This window comes from Pseudomonas sp. W15Feb34, from assembly GCF_023127765.1.
Lineage (GTDB): Bacteria > Pseudomonadota > Gammaproteobacteria > Pseudomonadales > Pseudomonadaceae > Aquipseudomonas > Aquipseudomonas synxantha_A.
Window position 1 is genome coordinate 370,952 of sequence record NZ_SPKN01000029.1, and the last position, 12,927, is coordinate 383,878.

Annotated in this window: 9 protein-coding genes; 8 read left to right on the forward strand and 1 reads right to left on the reverse strand. The window is 57.7% G+C overall.

Annotated features, from left to right (window positions below; translation table 11 throughout):
• Positions 1-94: 94 nt before the first annotated feature.
• The 8 genes from rimP (at position 95) to E4O97_RS15450 (ending at position 9,704) form a co-directional block, all read left to right on the forward strand.
• The gene (gene rimP / locus E4O97_RS15415; protein ID WP_003235029.1) at positions 95-553 is read left to right on the forward strand and encodes a ribosome maturation factor RimP; all 459 of its coding nucleotides are present in this window, start codon (positions 95-97) and stop codon (positions 551-553) included.
• A 47-nt stretch (positions 554-600) separates the two neighbouring features.
• The gene (gene nusA / locus E4O97_RS15420; protein ID WP_005791481.1) at positions 601-2,082 is read left to right on the forward strand and encodes a transcription termination factor NusA; all 1,482 of its coding nucleotides are present in this window, start codon (positions 601-603) and stop codon (positions 2,080-2,082) included.
• Between the two features lie 27 nt (positions 2,083-2,109).
• The gene (gene infB / locus E4O97_RS15425) at positions 2,110-4,626 is read left to right on the forward strand and encodes a translation initiation factor IF-2 (RefSeq protein ID WP_005791478.1); all 2,517 of its coding nucleotides are present in this window, start codon (positions 2,110-2,112) and stop codon (positions 4,624-4,626) included.
• A gap of 159 nt (positions 4,627-4,785) precedes the next feature.
• Positions 4,786-5,181 carry a 30S ribosome-binding factor RbfA gene (gene rbfA / locus E4O97_RS15430; RefSeq protein ID WP_003176137.1) on the forward strand — a complete coding sequence of 132 codons (396 nt, stop codon included), beginning with the start codon at positions 4,786-4,788 and terminating at the stop codon, positions 5,179-5,181.
• 3 nt (positions 5,182-5,184) lie between these two features.
• Positions 5,185-6,102 (forward strand): tRNA pseudouridine(55) synthase TruB, encoded by a 918-nt coding sequence (truB, locus tag E4O97_RS15435; protein ID WP_005791476.1) that lies wholly within the window; start codon positions 5,185-5,187, stop codon positions 6,100-6,102.
• A 115-nt stretch (positions 6,103-6,217) separates the two neighbouring features.
• Positions 6,218-6,487: a 30S ribosomal protein S15 gene (rpsO, locus tag E4O97_RS15440; protein WP_003177875.1), complete on the forward strand. Its 270-nt coding sequence runs from the start codon at positions 6,218-6,220 to the stop codon at positions 6,485-6,487.
• 195 nt (positions 6,488-6,682) lie between these two features.
• A complete protein-coding gene (gene pnp, locus E4O97_RS15445) occupies positions 6,683-8,788 on the forward strand; it encodes a polyribonucleotide nucleotidyltransferase (protein WP_005791474.1) in 2,106 nt (701 codons plus the stop codon).
• Between the two features lie 295 nt (positions 8,789-9,083).
• Positions 9,084-9,704, forward strand: a complete 621-nt coding sequence (locus tag E4O97_RS15450; RefSeq protein WP_032879445.1) for a BON domain-containing protein — start codon at positions 9,084-9,086, stop codon at positions 9,702-9,704.
• A 293-nt stretch (positions 9,705-9,997) separates the two neighbouring features.
• Here E4O97_RS15450 and E4O97_RS15455 read toward each other — a convergent pair whose 3' ends face one another.
• A complete protein-coding gene (locus E4O97_RS15455) occupies positions 9,998-12,925 on the reverse strand; it encodes a DUF748 domain-containing protein (RefSeq protein WP_216092108.1) in 2,928 nt (975 codons plus the stop codon).
• Positions 12,926-12,927 lie beyond the last annotated feature (2 nt).

Here is a 12,927-nt window from a genome sequence, read left to right on the forward strand (position 1 = left end):
TTCAACGCCGCTGTTCGACGGCGTTTCAAGGATGGGCGTTTCGCCCATTTTTTTATTTTGCACAGCATGCACATACATGCACGAGGGGGTTCAGGTGTCGAGCAAGCTAGAAGAGTTGCAGGCCTTGCTGGCCCCGGTGGTCGTGGCCCTAGGCTATGAATGCTGGGGTATTGAGTTTTCGGCTCAAGGTCGCCACTCAATGTTGCGCGTTTATATCGATAAAGAGGGCGGCGTGCTGGTGGACGATTGTGCCATTGTCAGCCGTCAGATCAGCGGTGTGCTGGATGTTGAAGATCCGATTTCCGTTGAGTACACCCTTGAAGTTTCCTCGCCAGGCATGGAACGCCCACTGTTCACTATTGATCAGTTTGCAAAATTTGCCGGTGAACAAGTGAAGATCAAGCTGCGTTCGCCCTTCGAAGGGCGACGCAACTTTCAGGGCCTTCTGCGCGGTGTAGAAGAACAGGATGTCGTGGTGCAGGTAGAAGACCATGAGTTCCTGTTGCCGATCGATATGATCGACAAGGCCAACATTATTCCCAGTTTTGACTGAGACGCGGATCCCGCGGATCCAATGGCTTGCGAAAGGCGAGGCGTACGATGAGCAAAGAAGTACTGCTGGTTGTTGAGTCGGTATCCAATGAAAAGGGCGTACCGGCAAACGTGATTTTTGAAGCGCTGGAGCTGGCCCTGGCCACTGCTACCAAAAAGCGTTTTGAAGACGAAGTTGATCTGCGTGTGGAAATCAACCGCCACACCGGTGCCTATGAGACTTTCCGTCGCTGGACGGTCGTCGAAGAAGCCGATCTTGATGATCCGGCCATCGAAACCTGGCCGAGCAAGGTTGCGCAAACGCACCCGGGCGCCCAGGTCGGTGATGTCGTCGAAGAAAAGATCGAATCGATCGAATTCGGCCGTATTGCTGCACAGACCGCCAAGCAGGTCATCGTGCAGAAGGTTCGTGAAGCCGAGCGCGCTCAAGTCGTTGACGCTTATCGCGAGCGCCTGGGTGAAATCATCTCCGGCACCGTGAAAAAAGTTACCCGCGACAATGTGATCGTCGACCTGGGCAACAACGCCGAAGCGTTGCTGGCCCGCGAAGACATCATCTCTCGCGAAACCTTCCGTGTCGGCGTGCGTCTGCGTGCGCTGCTCAAGGAAATCCGCACCGAGAACCGCGGTCCTCAGCTGATCCTGTCGCGTACCGCGCCGGAAATGCTGATCGAGCTGTTCCGCATCGAAGTGCCGGAAATTGCCGAAGGTCTGATCGAAGTCATGGCTGCGTCCCGCGATCCGGGTTCGCGTGCCAAGATCGCGGTTCGCTCCAAGGACAAACGCATCGACCCGCAAGGCGCTTGCATCGGTATGCGCGGTTCGCGCGTCCAGGCAGTGTCGGGCGAATTGGGCGGTGAGCGTGTGGATATCGTCCTGTGGGACGATAACCCGGCGCAGTTCGTGATCAACGCCATGTCGCCGGCTGAAGTGGCGGCAATTATCGTTGACGAAGATGCCCATGCAATGGACATCGCCGTTGGCGCAGACAATCTGGCTCAGGCCATTGGTCGTGGTGGTCAGAACGTGCGTCTGGCCAGCCAACTGACCGGCTGGACCCTGAACGTGATGACCGAATCGGACATCCAGGCTAAGCAGCAAGCTGAAACCGGTGACATCCTGCGCAACTTCATCGAAGAGTTGGAAGTCGATGAAGACCTGGCACAGGTACTGGTAGATGAAGGCTTCACCAGCCTGGAAGAGATTGCCTACGTACCGTTGGAAGAAATGCTCAACATCGACGGCTTTGACGAAGACACCGTCAACGAGCTTCGCGCTCGGGCCAAGGATCGTTTGTTGACTAAAGCCATCGCTACTGAGGAAAAGCTGGCAGACGCCCATCCGGCCGAAGACCTGCTCTCGCTTGAGGGTATGGACAAGGATTTGGCGATGGAACTGGCGGTGCGCGGCGTAATTACCCGCGAAGACCTGGCCGAGCAGTCTATTGACGATCTGCTCGACATCGACGGCATTGACGAAGATCGTGCCGGCAAGTTGATCATGGCCGCCCGAGCCCATTGGTTCGAGTAATTAGGCGCGGCCTGAGGAGAGAAGTGCATGACGCAAGTCACGGTGAAACAACTGGCCGATGAGGTCAAAACACCGGTAGAGCGCCTGTTGCAGCAGATGCGTGAGGCAGGTCTGCCGCACACCGCCGCCGATGAAGGTGTGAGCGATAGTGAGAAGCAGTCTTTGCTGACTCACTTGAAGAGCAGCCACAAGGCGAAAGTGGAAGAACCGCGCAAGATTACATTGCAGCGCAAAACCACCAGCACCCTGCGTGTTGCGGGTAGCAAGAGCATCAGCGTAGAAGTACGCAAGAAGAAAGTCTTCGTACAGCGCAGCCCGGAAGAAATCGAAGCCGAGCGCAAACGCGAGCTGGATGAACGTCGCGCAGTAGAAAATGCTGCTCGCCAGAAGGCTGAAGAAGAAGCCAAGCGTCGCGCCGAAGAAGAAGCGCGTCGCCAGCCTGCTGCTGCGCAACCTGCCAACACTGAAGCGGTTGCCGCTCCTGTTGAAGCTGTGCGTGAGGCCGCCCCGGTTGCTGCTGCGCCTGCTCCTGCAGCTGACGCCCGCAAGCGCGACGAACCTCGTCGTCCGGACAAACCACGTGCCGACGATAACAATCGTCGCGGTGGTGGTGGCGATGGCGAGCGCAAAAACGCTCCGCATCGTGCCTCGGTCAAAGAGAAAGCGCCTGCTCCACGCGTTGCCCCACGTACTACCGACGAAGAAAGCGATGGCTTCCGTCGCGGTGGTCGCGGCAAGGCCAAGCTGAAAAAACGCAACGCTCACGGTTTCCAGAGCCCAACCGGCCCTGTCGTGCGTGAAGTGAAGATCGGCGAGACCATCACTGTGGGCGATCTGGCCCAGCAGATGTCGGTCAAGGCTGCTGAAATCATCAAGTTCATGTTCAAGCTGGGCACCCCGGCCACCATCAACCAGGTACTGGATCAGGAAACTGCCCAGTTGGTTGCTGAAGAGCTGGGCCACAAAGTGACCCTGGTCAGCGACACCGCCCTGGAAGATTCCCTGGCCGAGTCCCTGAAGTTTGAAGGCGAGGCAGTTTCCCGTGCACCGGTTGTGACCGTAATGGGCCACGTTGACCACGGTAAAACTTCCCTGCTCGACTACATCCGTCGTGCCAAGGTTGCCGCAGGCGAAGCCGGTGGTATTACCCAGCACATCGGTGCATACCACGTTGAAACCGAACGCGGCATGGTCACCTTCCTCGACACTCCAGGTCACGCCGCGTTTACCGCAATGCGTGCCCGTGGTGCCAAGGCGACCGACATCGTGATCCTGGTGGTTGCAGCGGACGACGGCGTAATGCCGCAGACCATTGAAGCTGTCCAGCACGCCAAGGCTGCCGGTGTTCCTCTGGTTGTAGCCGTGAACAAAATCGACAAGCCCGGCGCCGATCTCGATCGCATCCGTAGCGAACTGTCGGTTCACGGCGTGACATCCGAGGAATGGGGTGGCGAGACGCCATTCGTATCGGTCTCGGCGAAAATGGGTACCGGCGTTGACGAACTGCTCGAAGCGGTCCTGTTGCAAGCTGAAGTCCTGGAATTGACTGCTACGCCTTCGGCTCCTGGCCGTGGTGTGGTAGTTGAATCGCGCCTCGACAAGGGCCGTGGCCCGGTCGCGACCGTGCTGGTTCAAGACGGTACCCTGCGCCAAGGCGACATGGTGCTGGTCGGTTCGAACTACGGCCGTGTACGTGCCATGCTCGACGAGAACGGCAAGCCAATCAAGGAAGCAGGTCCTGCTATCCCGGTCGAGATTCTCGGCCTGGACGGTACGCCGGACGCTGGCGACGAGATGAGCGTAGTTGCCGACGAGAAGAAAGCCCGTGAAGTGGCTCTGTTCCGTCAAGGCAAGTTCCGCGAAGTCAAGCTGGCCCGTGCTCACGCCGGCAAGCTGGAAAACATCTTCGAGAACATGGGCCAGGAAGAGAAGAAGACGCTTAACATCGTCCTCAAATCCGACGTCCGTGGTTCCCTCGAAGCGTTGAACGGCGCCTTGAACGGCCTGGGTAACGACGAAGTGCAAGTGCGTGTTGTCGGTGGCGGTGTCGGTGGTATCACCGAGTCCGACGCCAACCTGGCACTGGCTTCCAACGCTGTACTGTTCGGCTTCAACGTGCGTGCCGATGCTGGCGCTCGCAAGATCGTCGAGCAGGAAGGCCTGGACATGCGTTACTACAACGTCATCTACGACATCATCGAAGACGTCAAGAAAGCCCTTACCGGTATGCTTGGCAGCGATGTCCGGGAGAACATCCTGGGTATCGCCGAGGTGCGTGACGTGTTCCGCTCGCCGAAATTCGGCGCGATCGCCGGTTGCATGGTTGTCGAAGGCACCGTGTACCGTAACCGTCCGATCCGTGTACTGCGTGAAGACATCGTTATCTTCGAAGGCGAGCTGGAATCCCTGCGCCGCTTCAAGGATGACGCTGCCGAAGTACGTGCCGGCATGGAATGCGGTATCGGCGTCAAGAGCTACAACGACGTCAAGGTTGGCGACAAGATCGAAGTCTTCGAGAAGGTTCAGGTTGCTCGCAGCCTCTAACTCGCGCACTTCAGGAGCCACACAGCGCGTGGGCATGTACTTGCCCCGCGCCGTGTCCGGACTCTAAACGCAACGCCCGGTCTGGCTTTTGTCAGGCCGGGCGTTTGCCGCTTTCAGACCCCACGGGTTTCACCGTGTGGCAGTAACAGGTAACAAGACATGGCAAAAGAATACAGCCGTACCCAGCGTATCGGTGATCAGATGCAGCGTGAGCTGGCTCAACTGATCCGTCGCGAAGTCAAAGACCCCCGCGTTGGCCTGGTCACCATCACCGCCGTTGAAGTGAGCCGTGACGTGGGTCATGCCAAAATCTTCATCACCGTGATGGGGCAGGACAACAGCGAAGAAATCGCGCAAAGCATCAAGGTGCTCAACTCCGCCGCAGGTTTCCTGCGGATGCAGTTGGCCCGCGAAATGAAGCTGCGCAGCGTTCCGCAGTTGCACTTCCATTACGACGAAAGCGTCGTGCGTGGCGCGCACCTCTCGGCCTTGATCGAGCGCGCCGTGGCTGAAGACAGTCAGCATCCGTCCACACCTGAAGACGCCAAGGAGTAAGCGGTGGCTCAGGTCAAACGTATCCGTCGCAACGTCAGTGGCATCATTCTGCTCGACAAACCCATTGGTTTTACCTCCAATGCGGCGCTGCAGAAGGTCCGCTGGCTGCTTAACGCCGAGAAGGCGGGACACACCGGCAGCCTGGATCCACTGGCCACCGGCGTTCTGCCGTTGTGCTTTGGTGAGGCCACCAAGTTCTCGCAGTACCTGCTTGATTCGGACAAGGGTTATGAAACCCTCATGCAACTGGGCAAGACAACCACCACGGCAGACGCCGAAGGTGATGTTTTGCAGGTTCGCGACGTGACCGTTGGTCGTGCGGATATCGAAGCTGCATTACCTGCTTTTCGTGGGCAAATCAGTCAGATACCGCCGATGTACTCGGCGCTCAAGCGGGATGGGCAACCTCTTTATAAGCTGGCACGTGCGGGCGAAGTGGTGGAGCGCGAACCGCGTTCTGTTACTATTGCCCGGCTGGAACTGCTCGCCTGTGAAGGTGACACTGCTCGATTGGCGGTGGACTGCAGCAAAGGCACCTATATCCGTACCCTCGTGGAAGATATTGGTGAGAAGCTGGGCTGCGGTGCTTATGTAGCTGAACTGCGACGTACCCAGGCAGGCCCTTTCACCCTGGCCCAGACGGTCACGCTGGAAGAGCTGGAAGCGGTGCACGCCGAAGGCGGCAACGAAGCGGTTGATCGCTTCCTGATGCCCTCGGACAGTGGTTTGCTGGATTGGCCATTGCTGCACTTCTCGGAGCACAGCGCGTTCTACTGGCTCAACGGCCAGCCGGTACGCGCCCCGGATGCCCCGAAGTTCGGCATGGTGCGAGTACAGGATCATAACGGTCGCTTTATCGGTATCGGTGAAGTGAGCGAAGACGGGCGCATCGCGCCGCGTCGACTGATTCGGTCAGAATGACCGAACGAGGGTGGCTGTTAATAGGCATGGTCACTTCTCATTTATAGATACGGGGGTATGCCCTCGGCCTATTGAGATCACCCCTTGGGTGGTTTCCTGAAAAAAGGATTGCCTCATGGCTCTCGACGTTCAAGAAAAAGCACAAATCGTAGCTGACTATCAGCAAGCTGTTGGTGACACTGGTTCGCCAGAAGTGCAAGTTGCACTGCTGACCCACAACATCAACAAACTGCAAGGTCACTTCAAGGCCAACGGTAAAGACCACCACTCCCGTCGTGGTCTGATCCGCATGGTAAACCAGCGCCGTAAGCTGCTGGACTACCTGAAAGGCAAGGATCTGGGTCGTTATCAGACTCTGATCGGTCGCCTGGGTCTGCGTCGCTAATCAGCGATTGCGCTAGAGGTTGGTTGTCTGCCGTGTGCCAGTGGGATTCCCGCTGGCCCATGGTAGGCTCCCAGCCTCAAGTTTTATCTGGATACACGTTTTACCCTGGACGAGGGTCGGGCCGATTCCCGACATTGCCCAAGAATTTCGCAAGAAGACAAGTTCCCCCAAGAGCCACAAAGAAGGTAGGACACCGTGAACCCGGTTATCAAAAAATTCCAGTTCGGTCAGTCGACCGTTACCCTCGAGACAGGCCGTATCGCCCGTCAAGCCTCCGGCGCAGTGCTGGTTACCGTTGACGACGACGTTACCGTACTGGTGACCGTGGTTGGCGCCAAGACCGCTGACCCGAGCAAGGGCTTCTTCCCTCTGTCCGTTCACTACCAGGAAAAGACTTACGCTGCCGGTAAGATCCCTGGCGGTTTCTTCAAGCGCGAAGGCCGTCCTTCCGAGAAAGAAACCCTGACATCCCGACTGATCGACCGTCCGATCCGTCCGCTGTTCCCAGAAGGCTTCATGAACGAAGTGCAGGTTGTCTGCACCGTCGTTTCCACCAGCAAAAAGACCGATCCGGACATCGCTGCGATGATCGGTACTTCGGCTGCGCTGGCGATCTCGGGCATTCCGTTCGATGGTCCTATCGGTGCCGCTCGCGTTGCTTTCCATGAAAGCACCGGTTACCTGCTGAACCCATCTTACGAGCAGCAGAAAGCTTCGAGCCTGGACATGGTCGTTGCCGGTACCTCCGAAGCCGTATTGATGGTTGAGTCGGAAGCCAAAGAGCTGACCGAAGACCAGATGCTGGGCGCCGTACTGTTTGCTCACGACGAGTTCCAGGTGGTAATCAACGCGGTCAAGGAATTGGCTGCCGAAGCTGCCAAGCCAACCTGGACCTGGGCTGCTGCCCCGGAGGCCACCGACCTGCTGGGCGCTATCCGCTCCGAGTTCGGCGCTGCCATCTCCGACGCCTACACCATCACCGTCAAGGCCGACCGTTACGCTCGCCTGGGCGAGTTGAAGGACCAGGTTGTCGCCAAGTTGTCCGGTGAAGAAGGCCAGCCTTCTGCCAGCGACGTCAAGGCTGCATTCGGCGAAATCGAATACCGCACCGTTCGCGAAAACATCGTTAACGGCAAGCCACGTATCGACGGTCGCGACACTCGCACCGTGCGCCCGCTGAACATCGAAGTCGGCGTGCTGCCCAAGACTCACGGTTCGGCGCTGTTCACCCGTGGTGAAACCCAGGCCCTGGTAGTCGCGACTCTGGGTACTGCCCGTGACGCACAACTGCTGGACACCCTGGAAGGCGAGAAAAAAGACCCGTTCATGCTGCACTACAACTTCCCTCCGTTCTCGGTGGGCGAGTGTGGCCGCATGGGTGGTGCTGGTCGTCGTGAAATCGGTCACGGCCGTTTGGCCCGTCGTTCGATTGCAGCGATGCTGCCGGCTGCCGATGTGTTCCCGTACACCATCCGTGTCGTATCGGAAATCACTGAGTCCAACGGTTCCAGCTCGATGGCTTCCGTTTGCGGTGCTTCCCTGGCGCTGATGGACGCTGGTGTGCCGATGAAGGCGCCGGTTGCCGGTATCGCCATGGGCCTGGTTAAAGAAGGCGAGAAGTTCGCCATCCTGACCGACATCCTGGGCGACGAAGACCACCTGGGCGACATGGACTTCAAAGTAGCCGGTACCGCTAAAGGCGTAACCGCGCTGCAGATGGACATCAAGATCAAGGGCATCACTGAAGAGATCATGGAAATCGCTCTGGGCCAAGCCCTGGAAGCGCGCCTGAACATCCTCGGCCAGATGAACCAGATCATTGGCCAGTCGCGTACCGAACTGTCGGAAAACGCTCCGACCATGATCGCGATGAAAATCGACACCGACAAAATCCGTGATGTTATCGGTAAAGGCGGCGCGACCATCCGTGCGATCTGTGAAGAAACCAAGGCTTCGATCGACATCGAAGACGACGGCTCGATCAAGATCTTCGGCGAAACCAAGGAAGCGGCTGAAGCTGCACGCCAACGCGTCCTGGGCATCACCGCTGAGGCCGAGATCGGCAAGATCTACGTCGGCAAGGTTGAGCGCATCGTCGACTTCGGCGCATTCGTCAACATCCTGCCGGGCAAAGACGGTCTGGTTCACATCTCCATGCTGAGCGACGCTCGTGTTGAGAAAGTGACCGACATTCTCAAAGAAGGCCAGGAAGTGGAAGTGCTGGTACTGGACGTGGACAACCGCGGCCGTATCAAGCTGTCCATCAAGGACGTAGCAGCAGCCAAGGCTTCGGGCGTTTAATCACCCCGCGTTCTAGCTGAAAAAAAGGGACTCTTCGGAGTCCCTTTTTTGTGGGAGAAGGAAATTCCCCTAAAATCAGTTATTTAGTCGCCTGCAAAAAACCGCAACTTGCACGCAGGCACGACCTGCTTCATGCAACTTGCACGATTTCGAAAATCGCTCTGTTTTTTAACTTGTTGTTTTATAAAGATTTTGTCCTGTTATCCCACTTGGCACGCCGCCTGCACTATCCCTGTTAGCGCTGCAGCATGAAGGTTTACGTCTGCAGACTTTTAATAAAACAGGAGTTATTCGTATGAAGAAGTTCGCTCTCGCTACTGCTACCGCTCTGACCCTGGCGATGGGTGCTAACGTAGCCTTTGCTCAGACTTCCCAAGCCCCTATGACTTTGGCGGCCGGTGAAGCGACCAAGGCTAAGGAAAGCGTTTCGGATACTTGGATCACCACCAAAGTCAAAGCCGACCTGCTGACCGAAAAAGGCATTCCGGGTTCGGACATCAAGGTTGAGACCAACAAAGGTGTGGTTTCCCTGTCCTCCGACGTAGCAGTCTCGGATTCGCAGAAAGCCACTGCTGTAGCCATCACCAAGAAAATCAAAGGTGTGAATGCTGTTTCGGCTGACGGTCTGCTGGCTGGCGGCGCTGTCAAAGCTGACGGCATCGACAAAACCAAAGGTGCGGCACACGACGCCAAAGAAACCACCAGCGACACTTGGATCACTACCAAAGTGAAGGCTGACCTGGTTACCGAGAAGGGCATTCCTGGCACTGACATCAAGGTTGAGACCAACAAGGGCGTAGTGTCCCTGTCGTCTCCGACTGCCGTGACTGCATCGCAGAAAGAAACTGCGGTTGCCATCACCAAGAAAATCAAAGGCGTTAAAGCTGTATCGGCCGACGGCCTGAAAGCAGAGTAACGTTAAAGGTTTCGTTTGAACGATATAGCGGCGGCTTAGGGTGAGCTAGTTATCCACCCGATGCACCTCTGGAGTTCATGCGACCGACCACACGGATGTGGTCATTACAGGCCCCGGCACTTGTGTCGGGGCCTGTTCTATTTTGGGGTTGAAACAAAACTGCCAGCCAACCCCCCAAAAAAATGTGGGAGCTGGCTTGCCAGCGATGTTGGCACCTCAGTCATTCAGTTGCACCGAGGTGATGCTATCGCAGGCAAGCCAGCTCCCACATTAGGATAGGCGTTGCTCAGAAGTTACTCGGCATCCAGATGCATTGGGGTGATGACCCGACCATCTTTCTCCGCCTGCCCCAGTTGCGCATCAATGAAGTACACCCGCTCATCTTCCAACTGGCCCTTGTCCACCAAGTAATCCTTGATGGTACTGGCGCGCTCCTGGCCCAGTTGGCGCAGCAGCACATCACTGCCGCTCCAGAACTTGATCACACCCTCTTTGAGCTTCGCCGAGCGCTCATCGCTGCCAAGGTTTTTCCATTCGGCGGGAGGTTGCTGTTTAAGACGGGTGCGGTAGATACCTTCCAGCAACGGTGCTTTTTCTTTCTCGGGCACTTCAAGCAACGAAGCTTGGGCCGGGACTTTGTCGCCACGGCGCTGGAGGATCTTGTAGTAGTTGTACTGGTATTCACGTTCCAGCCGCTGCGCCGCCAGGAACGGCCCATCGCTGCTGGCAGCAGCCGTGCCTTCGATTTCCAGGCGCAGGGTAGGGCGCTCTTTCAGTGCCTTGGCCAAGGTGTTCAGCGCGCCCTCGGCATCTTTGTTCAGCTCACTGGAGCCGGCGGCGAACGAAACATTACCCAGGTCTTCAGAGCCGCCACCCGTCACCAGCCCGCCAATAAACTTGAAGGGCGCGGTCGCTGCGCGGACGACGAGGTTACGCAGGGTCTGCCACACAATCGGCATCACGCTGAATTGCGGGTTGTTCAGGTCGCCACTGACCGGCAGTTCGATCGAGATCTTGCCGTCGCTGTCCTTGAGCAGGGCGATGGCCAGGCGAATCGGCAAGTCCACCGCATCGGAGCTGTCGACTTTCTCACCCAGTTGCAACTGTTCGACCACCACTTTGTTTTCGGCCTTCAACTGGCCCTTGGTGATCACGTAGTGCAAGTCGAGATTCAGCCGGCCCTTGCGGATACGGAAGCCTGCGAACTTGCCCGAGTAAGGTGTCAAGTTGGTCAACTCGACACGTTTGAAGCTGGTCGCGATATCCAGGGCTGCCATCGGATCAAACGGGTTCACGCTGCCCTTGATGGTCACTGGGGCGTAACGGTCTACCTTACCCTTGATATCGACGCTGGCCGGTTTGGCCTGGCGACTATCGATGGTGCCAATCTGGCCGTTGAGCTGTTGAATCGCGGTGGCGAAGTTGGGCGTGAGGCTGAAGTCGGCAAAGTTGGCCGAACCATCGTTAATTGCGATCTGCCCGATGTGGATGCCCAAGGGCTTGTCTTTGCTGGCCGCCGGCTTGGCGGCTGATTTGGCACCACTGTCGGCAGGCTGGGGAATCAGCAAGTCATCGATGTTGGTGGTGCGATCGTCGTTGATCATGAAGCGCGCATACGGCTGCAGCAGGTTGACCTTGTCGATCGACAGGCTCTGACCGTGCTGATAGTTCACACCCTCCAGTACCAGGCGCTGCCACTTGAGGAAGTCGCGGGTCTTGAGGGTGTCCAGGGTATGCAACTGATCGACCTGAGCGCGGCCGGTGATTTGCAGGGCCAACGGCTCGGTGCTCTTGAGGTTCACATCCAGGTTGCCGCCCAACATGCCGCTGCGCAGTTCCAGGCGAATAAACGGGCTGATATACGACTGGGCCACCCGCAGGTCGATGTCCTGGGTATTCACTTTCAGCTTGGCGCTGACCGGGTTGAGGTTAACCTCGCCGGTTGCCTGGATCTTGCCTTGCTTGCCCACGCCACTATCGACCTTCAAGGTGAAGGGGCTTTGGTTGAGGCTGTCGAAGTTCTGCATGTCGACATTCAACGGGCCCAGTTCCAGCGCCACCGCAGGTTTGGCCTGGCGGTCGGCCAGGTGTACCTGATAGTTACGCAGTTGCACATCCTTGAGCATCACTTGCCAGGGTTTGCTTGGCGCTGCCGGTTGGGCTTCAGGTGCGTCGGCGTCGGCGTCGGCGTTGGCCGGTGCCGGTGTTGGCTTGCTTGGCTGGCTGGCGAACAGTTTCTGCCAGTCGAGTTGGCCATCGGCTTCAAGAGCGGCCCAGGTTTCCAGCTTGTTGCTGCGGATTTTGCCGACGACTACCTGCTGCTTGGCCAGGTCTACCGTAGTTTCGCTGACATCCAGGCGTTCCAGGCGTACCAATGGCCGGCCATCCGGCGCCTTGATCGCGAAGGGCGCAATGCTGGCGGCGGTGTTGGTCAGGTTCAGCTCGGTCTCTTTGGCCAGGCTGAACTTATAGTCGGTGCTGAAGTTAAGCACGCCGTCTTCCAGCACCAGCGGCAAGGCGTCACGTACATACGGCCACCAAGCTTTCATCTTGCCGTCGGTGACCTTCAAGGTACCTTCGGAGGTGATCGGTACCAGGCTGACATTACCTTTCCAGTCGATCTGCCCGCCGTCAGGGCCAGCGGCCACCAGGGTCATGTCGGCGTTGTCTTCGGGCAAGGTGCTGAGGTTTTTCAGCTCGAAGTCGAGTTTGTCGTAGAGGAATTCGATAGGTTCGCTGGGGCGCAGGTCTCGGAAATGCAGATTGCCGCCCGCCAGTTTGATGCTGTCGATACGCAGCGGGAACGGTTTGGCATCGGGATCTGCGGGAGTCGGTTCGCTCGGCGGCAGTTTGAACAACTGCGCCAGGTTCAACTGGCCGGATTTGTCGAACAACAGTTCGGTCTTGGGCTGGTCCAGTTGCACATCAGCCAGGTGCAGGGCGCGGGTCCAGAGACTGTCGGCCTGCAGGTTGGCGTAAAAGCGCTGGAAGCCCACTTGTTCTTTGCCCGGCTCACCGATCTTCAGGCCCCACAGCGTGAGTTCCAGGCTGAACGGGTTGAGCTCGATGCGCTCGATTCGCGCCGGCACCGTGGCGTAATTCGCCAACTGTTGGTTGGCAATGCGAAGAGCGATGCCGGGTAAAATCAAAAAGCCCAGCAAGCTGTACAAAGCCAGGGCGGTCAACAAGGCGCCTGCGGCGCGGATCAATCCTTTGGGCATGG

What these genes read in the sequence shown, in the direction of transcription:
- E4O97_RS15455 (WP_216092108.1), bottom strand. Translation starts at nt 12,925, where the DNA reads ATGCCCAAAGGATTGATCCGCGCCGCAGGCGCCTTGTTGACCGCCCTG.
- infB (WP_005791478.1), top strand. Translation starts at nt 2,110, where the DNA reads ATGACGCAAGTCACGGTGAAACAACTGGCCGATGAGGTCAAAACACCG.
- rbfA (WP_003176137.1), top strand. Translation starts at nt 4,786, where the DNA reads ATGGCAAAAGAATACAGCCGTACCCAGCGTATCGGTGATCAGATGCAG.
- rpsO (WP_003177875.1), top strand. Translation starts at nt 6,218, where the DNA reads ATGGCTCTCGACGTTCAAGAAAAAGCACAAATCGTAGCTGACTATCAG.
- E4O97_RS15450 (WP_032879445.1), top strand. Translation starts at nt 9,084, where the DNA reads ATGAAGAAGTTCGCTCTCGCTACTGCTACCGCTCTGACCCTGGCGATG.
- nusA (WP_005791481.1), top strand. Translation starts at nt 601, where the DNA reads ATGAGCAAAGAAGTACTGCTGGTTGTTGAGTCGGTATCCAATGAAAAG.